Origin of the sequence: Paenibacillus sp. 1182, assembly GCF_017833915.1 — a bacterium.
Lineage (GTDB): Bacteria > Bacillota > Bacilli > Paenibacillales > Paenibacillaceae > Paenibacillus > Paenibacillus polymyxa_D.
The window spans coordinates 127,885-154,494 of record NZ_JAFICR010000004.1; the positions used below are offsets into that span (position 1 = coordinate 127,885).

Genomic DNA, 26,610 nt, shown 5'->3' on the forward strand with positions numbered 1-26,610 from the left:
TCGAAAAGGAGGGTGAAGCGATGAATATAAACGGGAATCATGAAGAAAATCCATTAGAGAATATAACAAAAGAAGTCGGTAACAAAGCCGCCAAAGCAGGGAAGCAGGGAGCGAAAGCACTTGCTAAAAAAGCGGGAAAAATGGCAGGGAAAGCTCTGTTATCGGCTGCAAAAAAAGGGATGGCGGTAGCGATGAAAGCTATTGCTTCTGCACTTGCTCCCCTCATACCCTATATATTGTTAGGAATTGTTATTCTTTTCGTCATTGTAGCTGGATATTATGTTCTATTCGAAACCAGAGGAGCGGAGAGCCATTATTCACTCAATCAAGAAGATGACAATATAACGAAGATGAATGATAAAGGATATTTTTCAACCTCAAAAATGTCTGGTAAAAATAAAGCGATCTTAGAGTTTTACAATTACTTTGGTACAAGAGCCTATAGGCAAATTGTAGGTAACGATAATACAAAGCTTGAAAAACCAGAAGATACAAAGATTAAAGATTTTTATAATCAAGAAAAACTATTCTCCATTAATCCAAACTTTCTATTTGTATTGGACGAGTACGTTTTTAAAGGACAATTTAAATATCCTGAGCAGTTTATTCAACCTGTCAATTATGACCCAAAAGAATTAAAGCTGAAGCAACTTGTGAATGACAAATACGAAGTAACGGCTGAGTCAATGAAATATGATGAAAAAACAGGGTTAAAAACAAAAGAAAAGGAAAAGTCAGTTCATGATTACGGTATTGGTTCTATATTTAAATACAAAAAAGATGAAATCCTTAATACTGTAGAAGGGAATTACTATGCAGCCGAAGTTGTACGAGGAGAGCATGTTGAAGTTGTTCCTATCAATGAACCCTATCGAGAAGTGATGCATGATTATCCCAAAGAGATTCATTTGATTGATAAGGCTATTACGTTTGCTTTAGACGTGCAGCTCGCCTATGAAAAGGTTAAAACTCCCTTGGAAGGATTAAAAGATGGGAGAACGAAAGATCCGAAAACGAATTTGTCCAAAGTCTATTATAAAACACAGATTATTTATGATAAGGATGGACAGCCTGTCGGCAAGGTTGACTTGTATAAGTACCGCAAAGGGTATGTGTATGAGACGAAGCCTGTGCCTACACCCGAAAACAACATTGAAAATAAATATGGGACTAAATATATTAAAGATTATATGTTCTTTTTTAATGCTTGGGTTCCAAAATCCGTGATGACTGAATTTAATTTTGATGAGCGCGTAGGTTCCATTTTAGATACCGATTTAGACGTTGGCTCTCAATTGGACAGTGAAAACTTCAGAAGATCAATGCAATATTTCGATATTGTTTCAAAATATGCTGAGGATTATGGGGTAGATCCATATATTATCATCGCTAAAATGGCTCAAGAATCGGGGGGAAATCCCAATCCAAGTAACGGGCAAGGATTAATGCAAATTAGTTATACAAGTAATTATCGAGCCATTAGTGCAAAAAATGTCCGAACAGGGCAGACTGAAACATTTGCGGTGTCGAATCAGTCGGATCGCGAAGACCCAGAGAAAGCGATCCGGTGGGCCGTCATGTATTTTGCAACCAAGCTTGATAAGTTTGATGGAGATTCATTAAAAGCACTCCAGGCTTATAATGTTGATGTCAGCGGATATATCCAAAAACATTATCCTGAGGCTTGGCAAACTACAGATTGGATGAACTATCGAGAAGAAGCGCGCCTTTATTATGGACAAAAAGAAGGGTACGGGGAAACCAGAAGTGCGAGCTATGATTGTGCGCCTAATTTGCAGAAGTCATCAGGAAAGGTATACGGGGATGTTTGCTATGTTGAACACGTACTTCGTTATTATGGCGGTCAGGCTATGAATGGTCTTGAAGAGCATGATAGCGATAAATCAAACGCCGTAGTAGACTTTTTTAATAAACTGTTCAATATTAAACAAAAAAAATATGAAGATAACGAAGTGAGAACTAAATTTACACACAACATGGGAAATCGAGAAATCGATATGACGATTAAATCGGTGACTACTTTTAGCCAAAAGGTTCTATTCTCTGAGGTTGGGAATACAGAGGAGTTGGAGTTCTGGGATGATGCCTTTTCGACTACAAATGGGAACTTATCTCGGGATCAATTCGCTAAAATGGTTCCAGGTGCAGATGGCTATATTTCTCCTGTTGCACTGAATACGATTCGAATTAGTTCAGGTTTTGGATCTCGGATTGACCCTGTGACACATAAAAAGGGTGCATTCCATAAAGGTGTGGATATACCGCTGCCTATTGGAACTCCTGTATATGCTATATCCAATGGCACCGTTGAAGCGGCTGGGAAGGCAAGCGGCTATGGACAATGGGTGGTGATTCGGCTGGATGATGGAGCGAAAACTGTATACGGTCATATCAGTAAATGGGCGGTTAAAGCTGGAGACAAAGTAAGTCAGGGGCAGATTGTTGCATATTCAGGAAATGAAGGGAAATCGACAGGTCCTCACTTGCACTTTGAATACCATCTGAATGGTAAACCAACAGATCCTTACTCTATTGTTGTGAGAGATGAAGAGAAGAATTCATTGCCTCCAGAACCATAAGCATAGCAGAAAAAGGATTAGGGGAGATTCTCTAATCCTTTTTTGTTTTTCTTATAACTTGATGGAAGCCTTACTATAATATCATATCAAATTTCCACAGGAGGTGAGCATCATGAAAAGAAAAACAAGCTTGTTGATGTTTGTGGTCATGTCTGTTGTGATGATGATGTCTTTCACATCCATTGCTTTTGCTCAAACAACACAAGGACAAACACAAAATTTCTCGACGCAAGGAGTTAGTGCGCCTACAACACCTTCGGATAATGGGAAATTAGATCAAATTAAGGTTACAACCGATCCAAAAGTACATGATGGAATGCCGATAGTTCGACTTCCAAATGTTCAAATAGATCAAGCTGAAAAGTGGGTAGAGCGAAAAGGGTATGATGTTGTAGGATTTTTGCAAACTTTTGTACAACCTTTTGCCATTGCTATTTTTATTGTCGGAGCAATACTAACAGCCGTTGGATCATTGGGCAACTCTAATTTAATTGGTAAAGGTATCATCGCTATGGTCATTGCGATTGTTATGTATGCCATTGTCCTTTCGGCTCCAGAGCTGATGGATTTTATGAATGCATGGTTGAAAAGTTAAAGAAAGATGAAATCCAGGAGAGTGTCAGCATATTGCTGATGCTCTTTTTCCCTTTGGTTGGACGAGGTTCGTTCAGGATTTCATTTAGTAAATAAGTAAACATGATTAGAATAATGTAAATCGTTTTAGAGAGGATGTGTTGAAGTGTGGAAAACTTGACTTATGGAAAGACGCTTGTATTAGTCGCTTTAGATTATGAAAACAGTGAGCATTTGACCTTGATGAAAGTGAATAAAAAAATTGAAATTGTGGATGTGTTGGAGGTGAGGCTATCTCAAAAAGAATCAGCATTAGAAATGGTTGGATGGATTGAACAGGAGGGGCAATGTCGTTTGATAAGTGTTAATGCTGAGCAATACATGACATTTGTTAAACGTATGGATCAAATTGCTATGACGCTCCCAAAAGATTTTATTCGAGCTTTAAAAAGTCGGTTTTGGAATGTGCAAAGTGAAATCGTTTATCGCTTAAAATGTCCAGTACACTTCAATTTGGAGCAATTGACATTTTTATATGGACTTACGTATAACACACATCCTGTAAAACATGTGTCCGATGCTTTTCAGCTTACGACATTGATGGCGGCTTATGCTTATGATACGGAGACGACTCGTAACATTAAGCGAAAGGGGGTTGAAGTTGTTCTTAGAGAAAGACTTTTAAAAGAAACGATTGAACAATTAAGTGCAAAAGCCCTTTCGATGGGCTATTGCCTGAATTTTCAACCCGTTATCAAGGAGGGTAAGCAGGCTGTTGAATTGAAGGCGCAAAGAGAATCTGAACACCTTTTGACGGGAGGTTCGGATTTACATGAAGCATTGATTGAATTTGCAATGAATCTTTTTTTGAAGAAAAGGTGAATAGGGTGATTAGTAATGACCCAAATGCTTATGATACATTATCCTAATGGATTCCTCAAAAGAGGGATAGGAAAATACTTCGTTTACATGAAGAAGGAGATGTGGATAGCGTGCGAAAAACGATTCAGTTAGAGGTCTGCGAAGCCAGAAAGAAGCTAAGAAGTTTTGTTTTTTGCACCAGTAAAGATTCAATGTATATGTCCCGTCGATAAAAAAGGCCCAGGGGGTTTCCCCTGGGCTTTTTTGTTGTTAAACGATCATAAGGTGTCTTTACAACTCATAAAGTATACCTTCCGAAAATGTCCATGCTGGTTTTTTTGCTGCATAAGCATCCTGAGATTTATAGATTTGGAGGGTTACTTTATCCATGTCGTTATTCAGGCTTTTCATAAAAGCAACATATGAATAAGCGAATTCAGCCACAGACCCAGATGTTCCAGAAGCAATGATGTGTGAAATGGCTTTATTGTTTGATTTTTCGACTAAAGCAGTTTCATACATGACCGCATCAATGTTTGCACTTTCTGGAGAAGGTATGATCTGTTTCTTGTGTTTAAGATTGTTGAAATCCTGGTTCAATGAAGTAACTGTACTTTCTTTTTTATCTGTTTTAGATTTCTCCAAACTTTTATCTGTGTGCATTTGGGTAAGAAAAAATGCGATTACGATAATGACAACAAACGCAAGTATCCATTTCAAAATTCTTTTATGAAATTCCATGCTAAAACACTCCTTTCAGTTCAGCTATCATCTTTACGCGCTTTGTCAACAACGAGATTCCCTCCTTCTATATCCTATCTACTTTTGAATATAAAAGGGAGGAAATACATGTTTGATTAGGTTTGAGCTTTGTAGATAAGATCAGACTTGTCACGCTTCATAAACATTTGACAATGAACATAACATTTCATATAATAACCATATAGTCATTGACTATAAGCAATATACATTATTAATTGACTATAAATTGATTTTGGAATAACATCAATCGCTCATATCTATAATGACGTTACCCTCAAAACTTTCGAGGTGCAGCATAAGACTACATTACAGCAAATTATCATTTTGAATGAAATGATAATTAGGGGTCTGCTTCTACGGATAATTGAAAAAATCATTGGATGAGCAATCTTTAATTTAACGGTCTTGTGAAATATTTTCTTTGGAAGTGCATCAATCATCACCCTGCGAGGTGCTTGTTAAGACTACATTACAAATATCAAAAAATATTAATGAATTGATTTTAAGTTTTCTCGTTAAGAGACGACACCCGGTTTTACTCATCTATTATTGTCTTAACGTTACTTTCCTTGCAGGGTGCATGATTTCTTTTGTTAGGGTTTTAAATGAACAACTTACTTACCTCTATAATAAGTCCTTGCGGTGAATTGAGAACTTGCCAACCCAAGACAGCAGGGATAAAAACTTTCTTTAGGGCGCGTAAAAGTGGATCAACGCTCGGCGGGTGCGAATCCTCCCTGAAGACATCTCACCGAAGTGTAAGACCTTGCATCAATACATCTAACAATGATCAGATGTAGCGTTGGTAAGGCATTCTCGAATCTTTGAATTTATTCGGGTAGGGGGTTATAGGGTGAGAGATTCAATATGGTTCCTAACCAACTTTGTTGGTTGTGGGATGCAGAAGTGATGGAATGTCCGATAGGTTAGACTCAAAATCTATGGGTCAAGATCGTGAGGATTTAGCTTCCTTCACCTGCACTCTATTTGCGGGGGTGGCGGAATAGGCAGACGCATCGGACTTAAAATCCGAGGTCATTGTGACGTGAGGGTTCGAGTCCCTCTCTCCGCATCATGAAATGATGTTGTCGGAAAATGTGATACAAGGTTAAAATCTGTGCATATAAACGAACAAATCTTCCAATCTGTCAATTATATCTGGGGAGAGGGCGTAGCAGCCATTCTGGAATATAGACACAAGGAGAGTGTGAAATCATGATGAGTTTAAATAAAGAAGAATTTCTTACAATTCTTGAATGGTTTGATGTAGCAGATGGAGAACGAGGTGTGGATCGAGCGGAAGTCACGCTCATTACAAAAATATTTGAGAACCTTTCGGATGAAGTTAAAAATGAAGTAAGAGGAAAGCTTAACGAATCGCTTTTTGGTTGAACTTAACAAATTGTTGACGGTATGTCTATTATGGGGGTTCCAAGTAGACTTGGCGAAGGAAGCGGGAAGTGTGACCACCGACCCCCAAAAAAATGCGGATGTAGTTTAATGGTAGAACTCCAGCCTTCCAAGCTGTGAGTGTGGGTTCGATTCCCATCGTCCGCTTTTTATAATTCAAATTTTTAATAAACCATAACAAATTTTTGTGATTCTTTATAAGGGAGGGGTTCATATGCAAATTAAGCTTTCTCAAGCAGTTACTCTACAATCGATCATTAAAAAACGACTCAGTGAACTTAAACAGGAGCGAGATCAATTGGCTTATTTATTTGTTGCAAAAGGAGATCAACCTGATACTCCTGAGGATCGAACATTTGATCAAGTCAACATTGAAATAGAGGCGACTCAAATGGATTTGCTTGAAATCGAAAGCAAGATTGCAAAAGCAAACTCAACATTTGGTGTCGAATGGGATGGACGACATATGACAATTGGTGAAGCGCTCCGATTGGCTAAGCTGTTTCGTGAGCAAGCTCGTGAGTATGGGGACTATGGTTCTCAGCGAGATAATGACATTGATCGTTCAAGAATGTTGACAACGCCCGTTTTAAAAGTCCTTACTTATAGACCGAAAGATTATGCGGAAAAGGCACAAAAGCTGACTCGTAAAGCTAACAAGATTTCGGACTTGATTGATGAGGCAAATTTGCAGAATATGATTTTGTATCCAAGATACTCTGTCTATATGGACTAAACTGCAATTCATAAACCTGGTTCTCACCAGTAGAGACGACATCATCATATTCATTTTTGATGTTTTGTCTACTGGTGAGAACCAGTAGGGGTAAGTATTGAGAGCGACCCGTTCACTGGGGGTATCAGTGGCGATGACATTCGTACTTGTCACATCTTTTTAAGATGTTTTTGACTAAAAAAGTATTAGGTCGAACGCTGAACGGATGACGATGAACGAGGTTACGGCATGACGCATAACGAACGCTATCTAAATTTGGTGGATAAAATCCAAACGAAAGAAAGCTCCGTCTTACCCCGATTTTTTTGTGATGATTAAAGTTGAGCAATATGGCGGATGTTGGAGGCGGCTACCCAGGATAACCAACAACACAAGATGGGTTGACTCTAACCTTTCAAAAGTAGAGCTACAGGCTGGGGATTGCTTAATAATTATTGTTTTAGTGAAGCGTTGGCTTAGAGACCGAAGATAGTTTGCGATTTGCTGATTCTCAACTTCGATGCAATTCACTTGAGAATCTTTGTTTTTACAGTGAAATTTGTTAGGAGTGATGTAGTTGCCTAATTGGTTTAACATCGTTTGGTTTGTACTGCTCTGTTTATTCGAAATAGTTTCAATTGTAGTTACTCTTTACGTAAGTGTAACGGAAGCTGTCAATGGTATCGACTTAATCAATGCCTTCGTTTGGATAATTGTAATCGCGATATGCATCATTCTTCACTACTATACAGGAGTGAAGTCGTGAACTGATGTTGTTAATTTGGAGGGTTGACCGAGTGGGCGAAGGTAACGGTTTTGAAAGCCGTAGGGGTGAAAGCTTCCGTGGGTTCGAATCCCACACCCTCCTTCCATTAAATAAGGATGTGGAATTGTGAACTTTTTTAAGTGGTTTTTGTATGACATTTCGCTTGGGAGAGCAGTAACCGTGCTGGCTCTTTCTTACCTTACAACGACGATCATCGGAAACGAACGAACGGGTGTTTTCACTTGGTTTATTACGCTTTTATTTTGTTTGAGCATGAATTATTTAAGTTATATCTTACAAGGGAGTGAGAGTCATTACGATTCTAACTCCTAATTCAATTAAATAGACTCTTCGGAATGAGGGTAGGAGTGTATTGGCACACTCTGTTTAACAAGAGGGAGGGAGAGGTTCTTGTTAAATAAAATAGTTGAGGAGGTTTTATGATGAATGTGTGTACCCGGTGTAATACAAAATTGAGTGGGAGTCGTTGTGGAAAATGTAATACTTCTTCCCATGTAAAATCGACATCCAGTGTATCAAGTAGTGATCTTTTGACGTACAGTACAATCTCCAGCATTTCAAGCACAATCAGTAGCAGTCCAGACTGTTCAAGTAGTTCAAGTTTTGACAGCGGAAGTTGTAGTATTGATTTTTAAACTTCTTTTTTATTAAAAACATGGGCGTATAAGTACCCATGTTTTTAATAAGGATTTAAGGATTGAGGTGGATTCTTTTTGAAAAAACAAAGTCTGGCGTTGTTTAGCCTTTTTGTTTTAATTTTGTTAGCTGGGTGTTCAGAAGATTACACGATTAATCATGCGAAAGTTGTTTCGAAATCACATGCTGCCGATCGAGATACGTACTTAATCACACTCGATAAAAATGGCAGTCGGTATAGTTATTCGGTTGAACGCACGGTTTTTGATCTGGTTAATCAGGGGGCACTGGTGGATGTACAAGTTACACATGGACTTTTTGACTTTCCCATCTTAGAAATCATTCCATCAGAGAGATATCCCAAATGAAGGTTACAGAAACAATAGAGATAGGGGTGAATTATTTTGTTTTATCATGTGTATACGGATCGATGCGAATTATCTGTAGATGAAGCTGTGGCGGTAGCTGAAACCCAAAATGGTTACCATTACGAGAACATGAAGAGGGTACACGTTCTTGTTTCAGAGTTGATCAAGTCTCCTGCTTTGATCAAAGATGTTTTGGATTTACTCTTACATGGCGAGAAGGAGAATAAGCTTGTTGTACTGCAAAATGACGTGGATCAGCAGTCGATTAAGCATTCCCTTGAAGGTAAGGTTCCTGCTATGTATCGAACAATACTTAAATATCTAAATCAAGCGGTGAAAAAGAAGACCGTGGCGGTGTAAGTTCCGACTGAGTATTTTATTTTGGTCTTTTCAATAAAGTTAAAGATAAGCATCGTTTGAAGAAGCGATGCCATTATGCTGATATAGCTCAATGGGTAGAGCAAGTGATTTGTGTGCTGTACGTACAATATGTCGGCTGGTTCACAAATGTTAGGTTGGGAGGGTTCGAGTCCCTTCGTCAGCATTGCATTGGATAAAAGTTTTTCTACCAGGGCGAAATGACCATAAAAAACAAACAGAATTCGTCGCTCACCGATGGTAGAAAGAAAAACATAAATGATGAAATACAAGGGAGAGTTTACAGCCATGAAAGAATTAGAATTGATGCTCTTGAACATGTGGTCGGAATGTGGAATTAAGGAAATATATAAGTACAAAAATAGAATCAAAGCATTTAAAGAACCTTTAACTAATATCGAATTGTTTTATGATTTGACTTATCGATTATTCTCAGATGTTGAAGATATCGCAGATCATGAAGATTCGTGTCCTAAGGAATATAAGGTGAGTGTCAATGCTTTAATTCAAAGCAGAAGCCGAGCATAGTTACCTTCAAGTGTTTACATATGTTTTATATGATACTTCTCTTAACAGTGGGGAAGGATCGCAGGTTTTGAACATATGTTGGTTTGCAGAGTGTAAGCAGGGAATTGTAATGCATGTGTAGCAATCCTTGACCTAAACACAAGCATTAAAAAGCGAGCCAGAGGTTCATGTTCTCTGAGTTAAGCTTGACCCATGATTGACCTCATCAATATTGGTTCACGAAGTAGCTAATTCGTGGGCTGATATTTGCGGATGTAGTTTAACGGTAGAACTTCTGCCTTCCAAGCAGAGAGTGAGGGTTCGATTCCCTTCGTCCGCTTCTTTTCATTACATTACAATTTAGGAGTGAAAAATATTGAAATATAAAGCTATGGCGGCATGTGTGGGGTTTGTGGTTGTGGGTGCAGTAACATACTTGCTGCATGAGCCTGGTTGTTTGTGGTCATTAGTTTTGATTTATTTTATTGTTGATAGCATTCATGGATGAGAGAACTTCGTAGGAAAGCCACGAGCAGAAGTGGCTTTTTTATATGAGTCTTTGGAAAGCTGCCATGGAGATTAGCAGGGGGCAGCATGAAACGGTGAAGGGGAGTATTCCGTTTGGGTATGTCGACTGATCATCGATGACCGAATTCGCATCTACGGGTGCATAGAAAACAGTAAGTGGACAAGTCGTCAATCATAGGGACGATATCGTGTGGTGGTAGTAGGGAGAATTCCATACTCATCATTGTGAAATGAAAAGATTCTTTGGGGGTTATAAATATGTCCAATCCATTAATTCTTGTTACGGAACCTGATACAGGACTGGAATGGCTCTATGTAAATGGAATTCAGGTTACTTCGGGTGAACCTATATATGCCGAACAGTGGATGTCGGTGCTTCAAAAGTATAAAGTGTTTGATCGGGTTTCATCTGTAGAACGTACAGAAGGGTTTGTAAACGCGTCGACTATGATTATGGTGATGTGCCAACACATTACGATCGTTTTCAAGAAGGAGATTTGAAAGAAAAGACAATCTATTAAGGAGTAGGGAGGGAGTTAAATGTGAGCATCCAAGCATTACTAAATCAATACAAAGAGTTGATTGATTTTACAGATAAAACACAAAAAAGTAACTTTAAATGGGTTAGCTCTTTTCTAACTTATCAAAACAAAAAACACCCGAATGAGGATAATGAATCCTTTATGCTGGATGCGATTGATGTTCATAAGCGATACCTTCTTACACGGAAGTGAAAATAGATTGAGTTCTGTCGAAATTATGGAGTTTCATCCCAGCATTCAAAAACGTTCTCTTAGGACGTTTTTTTAACTATGACTTGAAGGGAAAAAGGTGCAATGAGAAGATTCGATGAAGTTCCACTCGAAGTGGAGTTTACAGGACAACTACGTATCAAAAATGTACCTCACGTTAAACATGACGTATCTTTGACGGGGTTGAGTATACCATTAGATCGAGCGTCTTAATAGAGAGAAGGTGAACCTCATTTTTTTTAAGAAAATGAATGAATTGAAAAACAAAAATAAAGCTCTTGTTGCTGAAAACGAGCAATTAAAGCAGACCCAATCCTGGTCGTATGAGCAGAAAACAATCATGGGTGCATTCAGCTCTCTTGCAAATATGGATTTCGATTTTATTAGCAATCAATTTATAAGAAGTGGAATTGAGAAGGTCGAAATTCAATCATTCATGAGGTTTTGTGATGTTAATGAATGTTTTGCAGGCTTACGGTATGGTGTGAAAATGTTTGGTATCGATAAAGAAGGTTGTAAACGCGAATATCTATCTATTCCTGTAAGTGAGATAGGGGATGGTTGCTTTTACAATCAACTTGCTAACGCAAGACGACTTAATACGTATAATTTCACCTGTCATATTGGTGATTATATCGAAAATGAATTGTTAAGAGAATGCGAGAGAAGTTTACTTTTGATTACGATCGAAAGAACAGAAAGTAAAATTGATGATTTGTTATATTTCCAAAAAGAACACATTGAATCACAAACGATTTAAAACACAGAACTTGCATTATTTATGAAGACGGATATGAATCCGTCTTTTTTGTTTTAAATACAGTCAAAAAATGATATTATAATGACTATAGACAATGAAAAGAGGTCATTTAATGAATGTTCAAAATGATATTTTGAGTAAGTACATTGAATTCCAAAGGTTTTTAGACGGCATTAACATGGAGGAACTTAAATCTTTATCTCGTGAAGATTTAAGCACATTAAAAAAACAACTTCATGAGGTGAACCACCGCAATTTGCCTTATGAGATTGGGAAAATAATTGCGAAGAAAAAGGAAGATGAATTTCCACAGATTTTAGGCATTCATCATTATCCTGAGTTACAAGAAATCACATTCTTGAATGAAGCTACTAAGTTGGAAATAGATAAACACTTAATTTCTTTTCGTGTAGGACAATATTTGAATAGCTTTTATCGCTTCATTAGCAGCAGTGAAAAAGTGCTTATGTTGGAAGACTTTCTGGTTGATAAAGGAATTGTCGAGCAAATGTTTATTGTTAAATGCCCTTGCTGTACACATGGGCATTTATCAGAGCCTTTGACAACAGAGGTATGGGATGCGTTAAAGAAAAGGATTCAATCGATGGAAGATGAAGAAGACTTTGATTCTTTAACTGATGAGGGATTTTTAGAATCTTACTGTATGGAATGTGATGATGAAATCGATCTTTCTCTGCTTAAAAATGAAAAACGCATTGTGGTTAAAAAAGCATTGAAATTAATCAAGAGTCGGGATACCACGTACGATAATGTCTAATGAGAGACGGCTTTGGTAATTTTTTCGAGAGCATTAATAAGAGGAATCTATTCACCTATAAGGAGAGATATATATGACAAACAAATTAACAGTTAAACGTGTTTTGGTACAGGGAAGTGCAGAGTTTCGTATTAATTGCGATGATTTAAGGGCATTAGTTACACCTGAGCAGGCAGCAGATGAAAAATATATGCAAGAATTTTTTCGAACGGAGGCTTACCGCATTTTAGCAAGCGGACACAGTAGTGATTCTCAGGCTGAGTATGAAAATGATGTGCCTGTGCTCGTGAGTGAGGAAACGGCTGCTAAACATACGGGGAAAATCATAAGCACAACGTTATGGTCGGATATTATTGAAGACAACATTTTGAAAAACAAAGACGAAGTGTAACCGCCTATACCGAAGGAGAGGTATACAAACTGTGATACATCAATTTACCCATTGCGGTGGCACAATGCATGACTGGGAAGTGCATTATGACGGCTTATGCCCTGATTGTGTATTGGAAATAGGAGACTATGCCAAGGAAGATAACAAAACTGAATTCGAGGGGTAAGAGGCGTAACAACCTCTTACTCTATTTCAAAGGAGCGAATAATCCATGGTTAAAGAAGTTCTGTGGTCAGAATGTTATAAATATGCATATGGACGTCAAGCGGAGTTTACGAACAAAGAAGATTTTGAAAAGGAGGTCCAAAGTCAGTACGACGACGGGGTATGTGAAGTTAAAGACATAAAAGTTGAACCATGTATTTACTCGCCAGAAACGATTGAATCTGACAAGATCACGCCCTTGTCATTGAAAGAAATATGCATTGAGAATTATTATTCAGCAAAAGTTGAGCGAGTTGAATAGGGGATCTTTTGGTTTTTTACCCTATACCCGACCTATAAGGAGATTGGATAGTTATGAGAGAGATTAAAGCGCCTCGTGCATGGTATAAGCCACTTGGAGTTATGATCCATCCTAAAAGTGTTGTGAGCATTAATTTTGATACGGATACGGTAGGCGTGTACATGGAGATTGACTATAAGGGATTTCATCGGCTGCGACTGAGTGACTTTGAATTGATGTGGTCCACGGGTCTGCCAGATCGGAAAGCGGTAGAGATTTACGACGGTGATCTTTGTAAGGATGGAGATGGAAAATCCCTATTGCAAATCGTGTGGACTAAAAACCATCAGTGGGGAGTAAAGGTGTTGCAGGGTGGAGCGTTATCGAAAGGATTGATTTTTCCGCTCTGGCATTGGGACAACTGCCCTCAGAACGATAATAGACAGCTTGAGGTCATAGGCAACATACACGATAACCCGGAGCTGTTACAGCCCCAAGGAGGCGGTAAAGGTGAGTAAACGACAGACCTTGTATGAATTACAAGAACAGTGTCCGCATCCAAAAGATATGACTGAACAAAATACTTAGACCTTGATGATCCAGTTATTCTTGATTATGAGTATTGCGGTAAATGCGGCAAGAAATTAGGGGAGGAAGAACAGTCATGAGTGAACATCAACACGTAATTGATACGCTGAGATCAGCGACGACATTTTTTATTGCTCAGGATAAGGAGGGTTGTGGATTAGCATTACATCCGTCTGATGTACTTGCCCTGGTAGACTCACTTCAGCAGCAGGTTAAAAAGTTATCGGAATACAAAGTATCTTCTAAGCAGTTTGGAGAACTTTACGATAAAGCCCTTTCAGTAGTGCGACAAAACGAGAGTAACAAAAAGAAAGCGGATGATAATTACCGTGCTTTACTGGAGGAGACCATTCAGCTTCGTGATCAACTGGCAGAGATGCAACGAGAGAGGGATCGGACAATAGCCGAGCTAAGAGAGACATTGGTAATTTTACGCTAAAAAGGGCAATTACATCGAACACATAATTGGTTGGGGTCCAGAAATACCAGTGATTAAAGATGGAGGGTATCGTGCTCGTAAATCATTAGGAGAGTAACCATCAATGCAATACGCGTGTCCATCATGAACATGCGTCTATACTGAAAGGATGATAGGTATGTTGGATATGACAAACGAGCACCTAAACATACAATTAGCAAAGCTAATGGGAAATGTAAAGATGGATGTAACCACTGTTTTTTATGGACAAATCCCTCAATATTGCACCGATCCTTCCGCCTCTCTGGAGGTGCAGGCGGCAGCATGTGAGGTAGATGCCTCATTATGGTCGAGAAACATGCTTGTTGTAAGGGGCATGAGTACAAAAATGGCTTGCGAAATACGGCATCTTGCATTGCCTGTGGTAGCACAATTGTGCAACGCCAGCCCCCGAGAGAGGGCAGAGGCTGCTTATATGACATTATCAAGCTGGGTACAGCACACTAAGGAGGAAAAACAGTCATGAGAAACTGGACATATAGCGAACATGACGGCAAACATATTATCAACGACGATCGAGGCGTATTGGTGGCGATGGTATGTGATGCTCAAACAGCAGAATTGATCGTTAGGCAACACAAGGAGTTGGCAGAAGCGGTAAAGGTGAGAAACTGGAAATATAGCGAACATGATGGTAAACATATCATCAACGACGATCGAGGTGTATTGGTTGCAATGGTCGTGGATGCTCAAACAGCAGAATTGATCGTTCGACAACACAAGAGGTTGGCAGACGAACGAATAATTACTTTGCCAGATGGTTTGGAGCCTATGTCAGGGGATGATTTGCAAACGATTTGGAACAAAGCCGACAATGCTCGGAGTGACGAAGCTTATCTAAGTGATGATGTGTTCGATTTAGTCAACGCCCTCGAAGCGGCTTATGCACAAATAGACTCACTCCAGCATCAGTTAATCCAGAAAGACCGTGAAATGTCACATGTATCTGAAAGACTTAAATTCATTGACGATGGGATGGACAAGACTGTTGCTGGTTTTGATAGGGTTGTTGCGCAACGGGATGATCTCAAGAAGCAGCTTGCAGAGAGGGACCGGACAATAGCCCAGTTACAAGAAATGGATGCACTCCATACTTCAGGGGCAAAACAGCTTGTCCAGGACTTGCATACATTAAGAATGGACAGAGATGAACTCCGTAAGGCACTGGAAGAAATAGCAGCGGAAGAAATGTTAATTGGCAGCACACCAGTAAAGATGCGTCATATTGCCCGTAAGGCATTAGGTAGGGAGTAACTCCAAGCATAGTCAACAACAAAGCTTGAGGATTAAACCAATACGGGGAAGGATGATAGATATGTTGTTAGCATCTGAACTAATAAAAAAATCCAATCAAAGATTGATTACTTTGGAGACCAGCCTGTTTTGTTTGCCAGATTAGATGATCAGACGGGCGGCAAATACGAGGGCCAAGCGATAAAAGACGTGACTGGTGAAGACCAGCCAGGTGGATATGCAATTTTCTTATGGGATAAGTGAGGATGGGAAAAATGTGGAATCCGTTTCGAAAAAAAACGAACCCAGTTAAAGTAGATGAGGTTAATCGAGGGTATGTATGTCTCTCGCTTGATCCTGAAAACACAATCAATGATCTCTCAGTAGGTGACTGGAATGCGAAAAAGTTACAGGACAGTCTTGCATCAGGCATGTTGCGTTATCCCATGCAGAGCGAAGTAGATGCGGCAATTACAGCTGGTAAAATTATAGGCAAGCGAACTGAGGATTAAACCAATTCAGGGTGTAGGTAACACCTGCACCCACTAAAGGAGGATATAACATGCAAATGGATTTAGAAATGCCTGTAATTGTGCCGCAGGATATTTATAACCATGAGGATTCACGCAGATTTAGAGTAGATGGCGTGCCGGGAGACGTATCTGCGTATAGCACAGCAAGATGGGATGGATCAATTTACTATTGCATGCAACATGACTCATCAGTAATTGACTCTATTCCACTGCAAGAAGGGGACAAAGTGTTAATACATGGTCGAGTTTATGAGCTCCAAATTACAGGCGGTGAATACACTGACTGCTGCAAGTTTAAAAGGGTGTCGCAATAAACCACGATTGTACCAGGGTATAGGTAACACCTACATCCCGATCATATCGTGCATTTGCTCGTAATGATACGAAGGGAGGAAATATAGTCATGAAAATACGAGTTGTTGATAGTAAGCCAAGAAAAGATGAAAGTGACATAAATCGTCTGATTGGAGAAGTGTTCGAAGTTAAAGAGAAAAACAAGCAAGGAGTAATGATTTCGTTCGGAGAAACAGGACTGTTCCTTATCCGCAATGAAGAATTTGAGGTTATCGAGGAGGATCATATAGATGAAATGTCATCCAGATGATGTTAAGCAAAAATGTCAACGCGAACAATGTAGTCGTGAAAGATATGAATTGATACAGTCTCCAATTCCAAATGATAAGAGATTTGTGTGTAGCAATTGTTGGAACTATCTTTATAAGAAAAGTAAAGAAGCGAAATGAAAAGGGTGAATAATAATGACACGTTTCACAGATACGAATAAGTTGATTCATTGGCTAAAGGGCAAAATTGCTTCAAACAGTGAACCCTACAATGATTATCGAATTGAGAGAGCAATCGCTTATGAAGATTTAATGAGTGAAGTAAAGTCAGGTTCCTTTGCTCCAGATCCATCACTGCAACCCGATATACAGATTGAAAAACGTAATTGGCAAAAATGTCTGGAGCAGGAGAAAAAACGTGCTGATTCAGCAGAAGCTGATTTCCAGGCGTTAAGTGATAATTACGACGAACTGAAGAAGGAAAAAGACTTTTGGGAGAGCAAGAGGACAGAGCATAAGAAGCGCGCAGATCGTGCTGAGTCCCTTATACAACAAAGGGACTCAGAAATAGAACGGCTGAAGCACATTATAAGCATGGCGCGAACCGAACATGAATTATGGGAAGATCCAGCGTCTGCTGCTGAATGCATGATGACTTGGTTAGATAAGGCTTATGATGTTCAGCTTGAATCTTCGACTCGCCTGCAAGATGAAGGAGACATCTTATGATTGGTAACGATATATCTCACATCGTTGTTTGACGAGGTGGCTAATCGCTTCATGCTTATCCAAGCGAACTATTTACAGCGTGAGACAAAAGCGGTCTTAAAAAAGCAGAATGTTATAACCGATCCAGGTTTATGAAGCTTTATTTTCAAAAGTGAAAGAAAGGAAGATTTGAAGTTGAGACTCAAAACGATCCCCACTTACTTAACATGTTCAGAGTGTGGGGATGTAAAAACAATTCATCGCGTTATCGGACGTCAAAAGGAAGTTGACCATATTAAACACCTATATTGTCATATTTGTTATAACAGAACCGCCCATATTGAGAGACATAAACATTGGGCTTATCTTAAAAAATTAAAGTACACGGTAGACTTCAATGTAAACAAGTCTATCCAACGTGTGAACCATATTTGCAATAAAATTGTGGATGATAAGGGAGAAGTCGTGGGTTTAACTTTACACTTAAGAGAAAGACAGTCTCGTCTTTTAGTTACCTACGAAGAATTTCTTTCATTACTTGATCAAGGGATGGTTTTTGAAGGTGTGGACAATGATCCAAAGTCGGATTCCAACTGCATTGTTGCAGATAGGGAAGACATTCATTATACGGAACTTTCTCAAAAATGCTACGCAGTTTCTCCAGATATGATTGATCGACTGGGAGATTACTTTTGCGGGAATTTATTCGCTGATTCTTTGGATGATGAATGTGCTTGTATGTAGAATCATGATTTTGATTCAAGAGAACCAACTACACATAGAAGAATATACCTTTTCAATTCATAAGATAATTTCAAAAAGAGATTGGATGATTGAATCAATGGATAAGAGAAAAAGAATGGTGGAGATTGCAGAAGATACTTTGTCGATTCTGGAGCAAGGGTATTATATAAATCAGAGGGCTGAACGAGTTGAAATTGAACTGCTTTTGAACAATGCAATTCAAAACTCTGTATTGTATCGACCTGACGATGAATCGAAAATTGAATTCGATATAAGTATGAGGGAGGCTTTTTCTCCTAAATACAATACAACCATTGAAGTAACGGATGAGACATCGTTGGAAGCCATGAAGCGGCTTTCTCAAGAAGGGTATGGACAAGTCGCTTGCCTAAACTTCGCCTCAGCCATAACGCCAGGAGGTGGGTTTAAAAGAGGTTCATCAGCTCAAGAAGAGAGCATTGCAAGGTCGTCAGGTTTATTCTCTTGCATATCACAGATGCAGGAAATGTATGATCATAATCGTCAACTTCATTCAGGATTTTATTCGGACTATATGATCTTTTCACCCGATATTCCCATTGTAAAAGATGATGAGGGAGCGTTATGGGATGAACCCTACTTGATATCATTTATAACAGCTCCAGCCGTAAATGCTGCCGTTATAAAAGATAAGGCATGGAACGAAAGACATATGATTCTTGATGTGATGAAGCTAAGGATTGAAAAGATCTTATCAATTGCAATTTTACATCAACAGGAAGTATTGGTGTTAGGGGCATTTGGTTGTGGAGTATTTAAAAACGAGCCAAGTGATGTAGCAAACTTATTTAAAAAAGTTTTAGATGAAACACGTTTTAGAAGTGCTTTTAAGAAAATCGTATTTGCTGTTTTTGATCCCACACCGACAAAGGAAAACTTAACACCCTTTCAAATGGCTTTTCCTGTTGAGGTCAAAAATGGTAGTCTGTAAAAGTAAAAGAGTCACCTATACGATTAGGTGACTCTTTTTTTATGATTTTGTTTATTCTTACAGTTGGCTGTGGAGAAGCTTGCGAATGTCGCTCAGCGATTCATCCCGAACCAATACGCCGTCAACAAACATATCTTCCAAAAGATCTACTTTGGCGTAGCTTGCATGTTCTTCTATGTTTAGCCCATCAATGTACTCCAGTGTTCCATCTTTCTCGACAACAACGGTCATTCCCTTGAGGGATTTTTTCATCCCGTTATCGGTTTTTGGATCTTTGAAAATTTGATGTTCAACCCCATTGATGATAACATGTGTGGCTTTGACCGCAAAGCCAAAGGTATCACGAGTGTTATATTGGTACGTATAGGATCCAATGCCAAGGACAACATTGCTTGATGCAAAGCCTTTTTCCATTAAACCATGAAGGATCGTTTCTGCTCGTTCAAGTGTAATGGAATCTCCGTATATCGCTCCAATGTGAGGATCAAGAACTTTAAATCCTTTTTGATTTGTAGTCCCGCCAAAGGTGTCCCAAAGACATTCAATCAAGCCTTTACGTTCGTGTTCTGTTTTAGCGTTAGGATCACCCACCAGAATAAGAACCGGATTGCCCGAATCGGGACGAATCACAACTTTCCCATCACGCTCCATGATCTTGGGTTTAAGGGACGGATAGACGGTCTTCACCAAATGCCAGAAATCCCATGTATCACTTACGATCGAAGTGATTCCTGTAGGGTGAACCTTAGAAATCAAGCGGTTAATGACTGCTCGCTCATCACGACCATTTGCACACATAACAGAATGCTCGGTAGCTTTTACAGATGTCCCGACAATTTCTTTGGCGATGTCTGCTTGATAGTATTGCATTAAGTGCAGGATGGCTAAAACGGTATCTGTGCCTTTAAATGAGAGCAGATGTCCTGCCCCGCCAGCCTTAGACGCATCCAGTCCTGACATACCCCGCATCGAAAAATCATGACCTTGGAAAGGTACGTGTTCGCGATCATCACAGGTCAGATCCGCATATTTTGTAAAGATTCGGAGGTATTCAAACGCAATTGTCGCATCCGTTGCGGGTAACCAATTTTGATTTGAGAACAAGGTTTCAACATAATTGGTCAGCCAGAAGAATTTCTTCTGTGTATTTTGAATCGTGACCATTGGAACCTTAATAGGAACGAGTGTGCCTTCTTTTACTGCTTTAATTTTAAGGGGCAGATAACCGAGATCATGAAGATCTGCAATATGAGAAGCATCAACTTTCCGTATTTCTTCCTCAATTTTCGCGGGAAGTACCTTCAAGATGTTGCCAGGGTTGATCAAAGTAAAGTAGATTGTATATTGATAGTCAAAAACAACATCCTCTTTACGCTGAGCAAAGAACATCACATTAAAATAATCGATGAGGTATTCTTTGACAAATGCCTGCACACCGAATGCAACAACTTTGGTAATCCCTTCTTTGCGACTCGATCGTGGAATCCAAGTCGAGTAAACCATTTCTGTTCCTTCAGGATACTGCACCCGATGAGCATCTTTATAAAAATCAATAAGCAATGCAGGGTTAAGAAACATGTTGTAGCGAGCTTGATATAGTGGATTATTGATTACTGGTAAAATAGTCATTTGAATGACATCTCCTTTAGCATGTGTTTTTTGGGTATTTAACTTTCGAGGTGAAAATAGTGGGATTAGCCACTAAAAATAATCCATCTCAAAAATGTCTGTAAGTGTGGTTAATCTTTGTAGTGCGTCACATTTACCTCACGTAGTTAACGAATTCTTCGCCTCTACTGCAAAACTCTCTGACCATGGAGCAGACCAATCCGAAGGACATTCCCGAATGACCTTGACTCTCAATTTCCTTTTTCGCATCGTCAAGGCTTCCGTTGTTATTTAGTATCTTTGCAATCTCTAAACAGCACCCAAGTTCCATTCCCTGATACAGATCACCCAACCTAATTGGGACAATTCTATCCCAATATTCCCATTTATCCTCGTCGAGAATTTCTCTGCCTTTTGCTTTCCATTCTTCGCAAAAAGAAGGGATACTCTCCTGATGTTTGGCTCTTTTGCTTTCCTCGATTTTTTTTCGTTGAAAGTCATCGAATTCGGATTTAGTTTTTCCAGTGATTGCTTTATACGCTCCGTCCATCGTAACTGTATCCGAGTACAGAGTAGTGCCGTTAAAATCACCGCAGACCAGTATGCCTTTTACCTTGAAGTCCAATAGTTGGTTAACTGCTTTTTCAATCGTATTACCCGCCAAAAACTCAATTTTTGAATATTTCGTGTTCATACTAAGTCTCCTTTTCTTGTTTCACAATATCAGTCTTTTCTTCACCTTCAAAGTTCAAGAAGGTTTTGTATTGTTACACCATAAATTTGTGTGAATTTCACCCTTAAAGTTCAATATCCTGTTTTTTTTACTGTTTCGTTTGATTAGAAGTGGTGTATAATCTCTAAATTTTTATGTTTCGATTCATTTAGCATTGTGTTCGTCGTGAACACTTTTTGAATGAGTCCAGAATCAAGAAGACCCTTTTGGTAAATAGATTCTTCGCAATGAGTCACAAGGAGATACACCTCAAATGCACCCTTTTCACGCAATTTTTCAGATCCCCAAGAGAAAGTTCCCCCGAAGGAACAAAGGTCGTCAATGATAAGAACTTTGTAATCTTTCCGATCTACGTCTCCAACAATCTCGAGCTTTTCGAGTTTTCCTGTTTCGAAGTCTCTGGATTTGTGTCCAACAAGTTGTTTAAATCCTTTTAATTCCTTGCCTTTACCATAGCGTTTTGCTGCTCCAGCATCGGGAAAATAGATATAGTCTTTATTTGGATCGAATTCGATCAATTTTAATACCTTTTTCAGTAGCGTGAGTGTGGGATAAAGTATCCGAGAACGATCGACCAAGGCAGGCGTAACATCAGAATGTGGCTCAATAATCGTTACGGAGTCAAATTTCATTTGATTGATAAAACGCGCAACCGATTTTAGCGTAAAGACAGAATTCCCTTCTTGGCGATCCATGCGACTATAGGGCATGTAGGTAATCAATAGAGATGCAGAAAGACCAAGCTCATCCATAAATTCTTTGACAAACAAGAGTTTGATGAGGTCGCCATCATCTTCAAATTTGAGAGTTAAATCTACCCTAAGGTTGCCAACAGACCGCAAAAGCCCAGCAATTTGACTCCCATCAACTTTGGTTTCACCGTTTGGGAATGTAGTGAAGTGGACGGGAATTCCATTCATAAGAATCATGTTTTTCAACTCCTGTTTTAAAATAAATTCTAATTTAATTATAGGCTAAATTATGGTTTTAATGACTATAGTCAATAATATCATATGAAAACTTCTTTGCAAACAGACTTTAAGTCGTTTCCTAACTTACAAGCGTTGCTCGTTGTTATTGAACTGTAAAGCCGAATATTTTTGAAAGTTGGATTCTACAATGAAATAAGATGTATAGAAGCGCTGAGCGATCGGCGTTTTTTTATTTTCATAAATGAACAGAGAAAGAGGGTTGTCCATTGTCAGTAATTATTAAAAACACAGCCATTTATCATCCAAAGCAGCAAGTGGGGAACGAAGAGTTGGTGAATGAATTTAAAGAATATGGTAAGGATATTGATCACTTTTTAAAAACGATTGGCAGGAAGAATCGTTACCTGGATCATACGGGAGAAGAAACATCGGTAACGATGGCGATTCATGCTACCATAGCTTTGTTAGAAAAGGAGAATTTAAGGGGGGAAGATGTGGACATTATCGTTTTTTCATCTGGTACTCCTGAATATACCATTCCAGCAAATGCAATGTTTGTTCACCACGCTATTGGAGGAAAAGCGCATTGTACGGTTTATGATATGAATGCAAACTGCGTTGGCATGGTTGTAGCTATAGAGCAGGTTATTCGTTCGATGCAGGGAAATCGGAAGATGAAGCGTGCCATCATTGTGGGGTCAGAGCGGATGGCGCAATATTCAAAGAAAACGGATGAGATCAATCGAGGAGTTTACGGTGACGGTGCTTGCGCTGTGTTGCTGGAATCCATTGATGATGAGGCGCGAGGATTTATAGACTCCTTTTACCACACAGATACAAGCGTTGCCGACCAACTACTATTTCCCGCTAAAGGATTGTCTGAAGCTATCAAAGGGGAGAGGTTGCTTGAGGAACATCTCATTTTTATGGTTCCTGGTTATCAAGCACTCCGTCTTGCGCCAGAGACGAAAGAGCTTATTGAAGACATGCTGATCCGAAATGATGTCACGAAGACAGATGTGCGAAGATATTTTTTTTCACAAGTCAGTGTTAAAGGCGGGACTTTGTTCAGCCAATTGCTGGGGGAAGACGTTGATAAATTCGTATACATCGGAGACGAATTCGGATATACAGGTACAAGCAGCCCATTGTTTGCGTTAAATCATGCATTTGAAAACAACTTATTGAATAAAGGAGATGCATTCGTTCTTTGGTCTGTGGGAGCAGGTCAAACATCGTGTGGCACATTGTTCAGACGATAATATTTTAATATTGACTATAGTCAATAAAATGTGTATAATTATCTTATGCTTGATTCAATTACCATATAGGGTGTTATAACTTATAAGTTTGGCACCCCTCATACCGCTCCCTGCTCCTTAAATGACGAATGTGCCTAATTGGAGAGATGCAAAATGGGGAAAAACTTGGAACAGGTCTTGAAAACCATATCGTTCACGGCACATGGCGATTGTACCGCGAAGTTCCAAGCAAGTCGGAGTTAGCGTTCATCCCTCATGAGGGTAAGCAACCCAGCGGTTAAACGACTTGCGATCTATCATCTGTTTAATAGGTGGTGATGAAAATAGATAAATTCTTTTTCATGGTTATCGTGCCAATTGGGATGTTATTGTTATGTATTCTTTCGTTCTTAATGTGTAGCTCTTATACTTATGAGTCTGATGAATATCCAGAGGTAACAAAAACTCAAGTTGAAAGTGTACGCGTGGGAATGGAAAAAGCAAAAGTAGATAAGAAGCTTGGGCCTGGAAACGAAGACTTCATCGAAGATGAAGATGGAAGAAAGTATACTTCATGGTATCAATCTATTCATAATGATGTTTTTAAGTTAGTTTACATTGAATATGATGTGAATAATAAAGTGAAATTTATTCTCTATTAAAAAATAATCGGAATAAATACTTTATTTCATAACTATAATACAAATCTAAATATCACCTAATATATGTGATAATATAAAGCCTCGTGGGGTGCAGTTAAGACTACATTACAAATACCAAGGTTATCGGGTGGTGATCACAGTGATTCCATCCAATGTCTTAATACATTTTCCCTACTTGGTGGATTGAGCCAACACAAGCATATGAGGTGCTGAAAAGACTACATTACACTATTTGAGATATTGTTAGCCGTCCGGCAGATGTCTTTTCCTATTTCCTTACATGACCTGGCTTAACCGAAAAGCGAGAGGAGTTTTAGCTCCTCTTTTTAATTTCTCTTTTTTAGGTAAGAGCTCCCATAGGCTTTAAAGACCAAAATCCTTATACATAACCTCTAAAACCATTCTTGATGGTGATGAGGTACATTACAACACTATGAGGGGGATGATATAGATGGGAAGAATAAATAAGATTCAACAAATGGCAGGGGATAAAACGAACACCTATGAAGGTGGAGTCGCCTATCACTTGTCATTCAAAGAACGATTAGCAGAGTTTTTTAGCTTGGGGCTGCTTAACGGAAATTTTTATCAAAGCGAAGAGCAAGTTCTTAAAAATGCAAAGGATCTCTTTGAAAGAGCTCTGGGGGAATGTCCAGAGTTTGCCACAAAAGCTGCGATCTATGGAAACCATGTAAACAGCCTGAAACTTGTTCCGACGATATGGCTTGTATATCTGTCAACATTGGATGACAAGCATTTGTTTAAAACCGCTTTCCCTCGAATTATAAGAAATCCGAAGATGCTCCATGACTTTATGGAAATTGCTCGTAAAGGGGGTATTCGTCAAGGTTTGGGTCGTAACACGAAGAAAGTGATGAACGAATGGTTGATTAATCATTTAAATGAATATCAAGTGTCCCGTAATAAAGGGAAACTGGAGAATATTATAAAAGTCACACGTCCATATTCCCAAGATGAAACCTTTCAAAATTACATGAAATATATTTCTAAGGGTGAGCTCACGTTCCCGAGAGCGGCTGCGCTCAAGGAAGTCATTAATTTCATGGAAAAGGGTGAGCTTAATGAGACGACTTTTGTGCTTATCGAAAACAACCGTCTACAGTTGGAAGAATTGAAGCATGCAACCCAAAATCTAACGAAAGAAGATAAGGGAAAGTTGTATGAAGTCATGTATAAAGGGCTTAATTATACAGCTTTGATGTTAAATTTGGTTGCCTTGGAGCGTGTTTATGCCACTCGTACTCATGTGGAAGTGAAATGTATTCATAAGGATGGACAGTTTCAGCAACTAAAACAAACCATAGTGGATGAAACAGATATTCCACCATATGTGTTGGATATGATTGCTGCACGCATTAGAGACGTTGAGTTGTATCGTAAATCCAACATGTTGCCATTTGCATTACTCAATGCCGAAAAAATGGTCACTACGCCAGAGTTTAAACGAGCGATTGGTGATATGTTGCGTAATGTTGCTCATGATGTCTTTAAAATCGACGAATCTATCGACTTATTGGTAGGTGTCGATACGTCTGCTTCGATGAGTGGTTGTATGGTAACCGATACGGGTTCCTTGTCTGCCATGGATATCGCTTCTATTTTTGGAGCTATGATAAAGAAGTCTCATGCGAAGACGAATGTTCATGCGGTAGCTTCTCGTATTCAACAGGTAAATCTTGCAAAGCAAGATGATGTGTTTGATATGGCTCGCCAGATTGAACAAGCTCAGGTTGGATATGGAACCTATTTTGAGCAATTGATGCAAGTTTACCATGGGGAAAAGTATGTCATTCTGTTAACGGATAACAATGCGGCAGATCAATTGGAAAAACGTTGGCTGGAAGCGAAAAAACCAGCAGGCGCTAAACTTATTGTGTGGCAACTTGTTCCGTATGGAATTAAAATTTCAAAAAATCCTTCTATTGTCCAAATTGCTGGCTATTCCGATCGCATTCTTGGTTTAGTGAAAAACATCATAGAAGGAAAGAGCGGACAAGTTGAAGAAGTTGAAAAAATGAATATTTTCACCAACGAACAAGCAAAAGCTGAAATGGTTAAACCTGCGGCTTGATGGAAGTGGTTATAAATGTGTTAAGCCAAACGTAGTATATGAAGTGTTTGCAAGCATGCACAAACACTATAAAAGTACAGGTTATTCCCCCATAACCTGTAAAATTACTCCTTTGTTTTTTAAGTCTCAATTATTCCCCCAATAAAAGAGCTTATGAACATGGAGGAGGGTGTGGATCATTTTAAGGGCAAGATGTTGTGGGGACAACCATTGCCAATAGGATGACCTGTGCCAACCATTGCTTATCCCCCATAAGTAATGGAAGAAAATAAAG

General features: G+C 39.0%; 34 protein-coding genes and 5 tRNA genes. 35 read left to right on the plus strand and 4 right to left on the minus strand.

The features are described from left to right. Positions 1 to 20: 20 nt before the first annotated feature. The 3 genes from JOD82_RS08770 to JOD82_RS08780 all read left to right on the plus strand — a co-directional run bounded on the left by JOD82_RS08770 (position 21) and on the right by JOD82_RS08780 (position 4,055). Positions 21 to 2,600, plus strand: a complete 2,580-nt coding sequence (locus JOD82_RS08770; protein WP_209948324.1) for a M23 family metallopeptidase — start codon at positions 21 to 23, stop codon at positions 2,598 to 2,600. Positions 2,601 to 2,712: 112 nt separating this feature from the next. Beyond that, complete coding sequence (locus JOD82_RS08775; protein ID WP_209948326.1) at positions 2,713 to 3,195, plus strand: hypothetical protein; 483 nt, start codon at positions 2,713 to 2,715, stop codon at positions 3,193 to 3,195. Positions 3,196 to 3,341: 146 nt separating this feature from the next. Then, complete coding sequence (locus JOD82_RS08780) at positions 3,342 to 4,055, plus strand: hypothetical protein (RefSeq protein ID WP_209948328.1); 714 nt, start codon at positions 3,342 to 3,344, stop codon at positions 4,053 to 4,055. A 270-nt stretch (positions 4,056 to 4,325) separates the two neighbouring features. On the opposite strand, the gene JOD82_RS08785 is transcribed toward JOD82_RS08780, so the two are convergent. Then, complete coding sequence (locus tag JOD82_RS08785; RefSeq protein WP_209948330.1) at positions 4,326 to 4,775, minus strand: hypothetical protein; 450 nt, start codon at positions 4,773 to 4,775, stop codon at positions 4,326 to 4,328. A gap of 1,010 nt (positions 4,776 to 5,785) precedes the next feature. On the opposite strand from JOD82_RS08785, the gene JOD82_RS08790 reads away from it, so the two are divergent. The 29 genes from JOD82_RS08790 to JOD82_RS08920 all read left to right on the plus strand — a co-directional run bounded on the left by JOD82_RS08790 (position 5,786) and on the right by JOD82_RS08920 (position 19,068). Beyond that, positions 5,786 to 5,868, plus strand: a tRNA-Leu gene (locus tag JOD82_RS08790). A 143-nt stretch (positions 5,869 to 6,011) separates the two neighbouring features. After that, positions 6,012 to 6,188, plus strand: a complete 177-nt coding sequence (locus JOD82_RS08795) for a hypothetical protein (RefSeq protein WP_209948332.1) — start codon at positions 6,012 to 6,014, stop codon at positions 6,186 to 6,188. Between the two features lie 94 nt (positions 6,189 to 6,282). Beyond that, positions 6,283 to 6,353: transfer RNA gene (locus tag JOD82_RS08800), tRNA-Gly, on the plus strand. A gap of 67 nt (positions 6,354 to 6,420) precedes the next feature. Continuing rightward, positions 6,421 to 6,942 (plus strand): hypothetical protein, encoded by a 522-nt coding sequence (locus tag JOD82_RS08805; RefSeq protein ID WP_209948334.1) that lies wholly within the window; start codon positions 6,421 to 6,423, stop codon positions 6,940 to 6,942. A gap of 762 nt (positions 6,943 to 7,704) precedes the next feature. Continuing rightward, positions 7,705 to 7,789 (plus strand) — tRNA-Ser (locus JOD82_RS08810). Between the two features lie 24 nt (positions 7,790 to 7,813). After that, positions 7,814 to 8,020: a hypothetical protein gene (locus tag JOD82_RS08815; RefSeq protein WP_209948336.1), complete on the plus strand. Its 207-nt coding sequence runs from the start codon at positions 7,814 to 7,816 to the stop codon at positions 8,018 to 8,020. A gap of 401 nt (positions 8,021 to 8,421) precedes the next feature. Beyond that, complete coding sequence (locus JOD82_RS08820; protein ID WP_209948338.1) at positions 8,422 to 8,712, plus strand: hypothetical protein; 291 nt, start codon at positions 8,422 to 8,424, stop codon at positions 8,710 to 8,712. Positions 8,713 to 8,748: 36 nt separating this feature from the next. Further along, the gene (locus JOD82_RS08825; RefSeq protein WP_209948340.1) at positions 8,749 to 9,072 is read left to right on the plus strand and encodes a hypothetical protein; all 324 of its coding nucleotides are present in this window, start codon (positions 8,749 to 8,751) and stop codon (positions 9,070 to 9,072) included. Positions 9,073 to 9,149: 77 nt separating this feature from the next. Next, positions 9,150 to 9,256: transfer RNA gene (locus JOD82_RS08830), tRNA-OTHER, on the plus strand. 122 nt (positions 9,257 to 9,378) lie between these two features. Then, positions 9,379 to 9,618 (plus strand): hypothetical protein, encoded by a 240-nt coding sequence (locus JOD82_RS08835; protein WP_209948343.1) that lies wholly within the window; start codon positions 9,379 to 9,381, stop codon positions 9,616 to 9,618. Positions 9,619 to 9,866: 248 nt separating this feature from the next. Further along, positions 9,867 to 9,937: transfer RNA gene (locus JOD82_RS08840), tRNA-Gly, on the plus strand. A gap of 36 nt (positions 9,938 to 9,973) precedes the next feature. Continuing rightward, a complete protein-coding gene (locus JOD82_RS29475; protein WP_280921439.1) occupies positions 9,974 to 10,105 on the plus strand; it encodes a hypothetical protein in 132 nt (43 codons plus the stop codon). 278 nt (positions 10,106 to 10,383) lie between these two features. Further along, positions 10,384 to 10,626, plus strand: a complete 243-nt coding sequence (locus JOD82_RS08845) for a hypothetical protein (protein WP_209948345.1) — start codon at positions 10,384 to 10,386, stop codon at positions 10,624 to 10,626. 41 nt (positions 10,627 to 10,667) lie between these two features. Further along, positions 10,668 to 10,859, plus strand: a complete 192-nt coding sequence (locus tag JOD82_RS08850) for a hypothetical protein (protein ID WP_209948346.1) — start codon at positions 10,668 to 10,670, stop codon at positions 10,857 to 10,859. Between the two features lie 265 nt (positions 10,860 to 11,124). Continuing rightward, complete coding sequence (locus tag JOD82_RS08855; protein ID WP_209948348.1) at positions 11,125 to 11,637, plus strand: NADH dehydrogenase subunit 6; 513 nt, start codon at positions 11,125 to 11,127, stop codon at positions 11,635 to 11,637. A gap of 112 nt (positions 11,638 to 11,749) precedes the next feature. After that, positions 11,750 to 12,415, plus strand: coding sequence for a hypothetical protein (locus tag JOD82_RS08860; protein WP_209948350.1), 666 nt, complete (start codon positions 11,750 to 11,752; stop codon positions 12,413 to 12,415). Positions 12,416 to 12,488: 73 nt separating this feature from the next. Continuing rightward, positions 12,489 to 12,806 carry a hypothetical protein gene (locus JOD82_RS08865; RefSeq protein ID WP_209948351.1) on the plus strand — a complete coding sequence of 106 codons (318 nt, stop codon included), beginning with the start codon at positions 12,489 to 12,491 and terminating at the stop codon, positions 12,804 to 12,806. Between the two features lie 31 nt (positions 12,807 to 12,837). After that, positions 12,838 to 12,972, plus strand: a complete 135-nt coding sequence (locus tag JOD82_RS29480; protein WP_280921440.1) for a hypothetical protein — start codon at positions 12,838 to 12,840, stop codon at positions 12,970 to 12,972. Between the two features lie 45 nt (positions 12,973 to 13,017). Next, positions 13,018 to 13,272, plus strand: a complete 255-nt coding sequence (locus tag JOD82_RS08870) for a hypothetical protein (RefSeq protein ID WP_209948353.1) — start codon at positions 13,018 to 13,020, stop codon at positions 13,270 to 13,272. A 53-nt stretch (positions 13,273 to 13,325) separates the two neighbouring features. Beyond that, a complete protein-coding gene (locus tag JOD82_RS08875; protein ID WP_209948355.1) occupies positions 13,326 to 13,769 on the plus strand; it encodes a YopX family protein in 444 nt (147 codons plus the stop codon). 146 nt (positions 13,770 to 13,915) lie between these two features. Then, positions 13,916 to 14,278: a hypothetical protein gene (locus tag JOD82_RS08880; RefSeq protein WP_209948357.1), complete on the plus strand. Its 363-nt coding sequence runs from the start codon at positions 13,916 to 13,918 to the stop codon at positions 14,276 to 14,278. A gap of 157 nt (positions 14,279 to 14,435) precedes the next feature. Beyond that, positions 14,436 to 14,783 (plus strand): hypothetical protein, encoded by a 348-nt coding sequence (locus JOD82_RS08885; RefSeq protein ID WP_209948359.1) that lies wholly within the window; start codon positions 14,436 to 14,438, stop codon positions 14,781 to 14,783. Continuing rightward, entirely contained in the window at positions 14,780 to 15,571 is a 792-nt protein-coding gene (locus JOD82_RS08890; RefSeq protein ID WP_209948360.1) for a hypothetical protein, read from the plus strand. Before JOD82_RS08885 ends, JOD82_RS08890 begins: the two co-directional genes overlap by 4 nt. A 245-nt stretch (positions 15,572 to 15,816) precedes the next feature. After that, positions 15,817 to 16,062 carry a hypothetical protein gene (locus JOD82_RS08895; protein WP_209948362.1) on the plus strand — a complete coding sequence of 82 codons (246 nt, stop codon included), beginning with the start codon at positions 15,817 to 15,819 and terminating at the stop codon, positions 16,060 to 16,062. A gap of 50 nt (positions 16,063 to 16,112) precedes the next feature. Further along, positions 16,113 to 16,397 carry a hypothetical protein gene (locus JOD82_RS08900; protein WP_209948363.1) on the plus strand — a complete coding sequence of 95 codons (285 nt, stop codon included), beginning with the start codon at positions 16,113 to 16,115 and terminating at the stop codon, positions 16,395 to 16,397. Between the two features lie 89 nt (positions 16,398 to 16,486). Beyond that, positions 16,487 to 16,687: a hypothetical protein gene (locus tag JOD82_RS08905; RefSeq protein WP_209948365.1), complete on the plus strand. Its 201-nt coding sequence runs from the start codon at positions 16,487 to 16,489 to the stop codon at positions 16,685 to 16,687. A 154-nt stretch (positions 16,688 to 16,841) separates the two neighbouring features. Continuing rightward, on the plus strand, positions 16,842 to 17,375 hold the full coding sequence (locus JOD82_RS08910; protein WP_209948367.1) for a DUF4200 domain-containing protein: 534 nt from the start codon (positions 16,842 to 16,844) through the stop codon (positions 17,373 to 17,375). A gap of 174 nt (positions 17,376 to 17,549) precedes the next feature. Beyond that, complete coding sequence (locus JOD82_RS29060) at positions 17,550 to 18,098, plus strand: hypothetical protein (RefSeq protein ID WP_245248944.1); 549 nt, start codon at positions 17,550 to 17,552, stop codon at positions 18,096 to 18,098. 97 nt (positions 18,099 to 18,195) lie between these two features. Beyond that, on the plus strand, positions 18,196 to 19,068 hold the full coding sequence (locus JOD82_RS08920) for a TIGR02452 family protein (RefSeq protein ID WP_245248945.1): 873 nt from the start codon (positions 18,196 to 18,198) through the stop codon (positions 19,066 to 19,068). A 57-nt stretch (positions 19,069 to 19,125) separates the two neighbouring features. Here the strand turns inward: JOD82_RS08920 and JOD82_RS08925 are convergent, their stop codons facing one another. From JOD82_RS08925 to JOD82_RS08935, 3 genes are all read right to left on the minus strand, one after another. Continuing rightward, complete coding sequence (locus JOD82_RS08925) at positions 19,126 to 20,697, minus strand: nicotinate phosphoribosyltransferase (protein WP_209948369.1); 1,572 nt, start codon at positions 20,695 to 20,697, stop codon at positions 19,126 to 19,128. Positions 20,698 to 20,830: 133 nt separating this feature from the next. Then, on the minus strand, positions 20,831 to 21,370 hold the full coding sequence (locus JOD82_RS08930) for a hypothetical protein (RefSeq protein ID WP_209948371.1): 540 nt from the start codon (positions 21,368 to 21,370) through the stop codon (positions 20,831 to 20,833). A 143-nt stretch (positions 21,371 to 21,513) separates the two neighbouring features. Then, positions 21,514 to 22,338, minus strand: a complete 825-nt coding sequence (locus JOD82_RS08935; protein WP_209948373.1) for a ribose-phosphate diphosphokinase — start codon at positions 22,336 to 22,338, stop codon at positions 21,514 to 21,516. A 269-nt stretch (positions 22,339 to 22,607) separates the two neighbouring features. On the opposite strand from JOD82_RS08935, the gene JOD82_RS08940 reads away from it, so the two are divergent. The 3 genes from JOD82_RS08940 (at position 22,608) to JOD82_RS08950 (ending at position 26,336) form a co-directional block, all read left to right on the plus strand. Beyond that, positions 22,608 to 23,603: a 3-oxoacyl-[acyl-carrier-protein] synthase III C-terminal domain-containing protein gene (locus JOD82_RS08940; RefSeq protein WP_245248946.1), complete on the plus strand. Its 996-nt coding sequence runs from the start codon at positions 22,608 to 22,610 to the stop codon at positions 23,601 to 23,603. 317 nt (positions 23,604 to 23,920) lie between these two features. After that, positions 23,921 to 24,244, plus strand: a complete 324-nt coding sequence (locus JOD82_RS08945) for a hypothetical protein (RefSeq protein ID WP_209949212.1) — start codon at positions 23,921 to 23,923, stop codon at positions 24,242 to 24,244. 451 nt (positions 24,245 to 24,695) lie between these two features. Then, a complete protein-coding gene (locus tag JOD82_RS08950) occupies positions 24,696 to 26,336 on the plus strand; it encodes an RNA-binding protein (RefSeq protein ID WP_209948375.1) in 1,641 nt (546 codons plus the stop codon). The last annotated feature ends 274 nt before the right edge of the window (positions 26,337 to 26,610 follow it).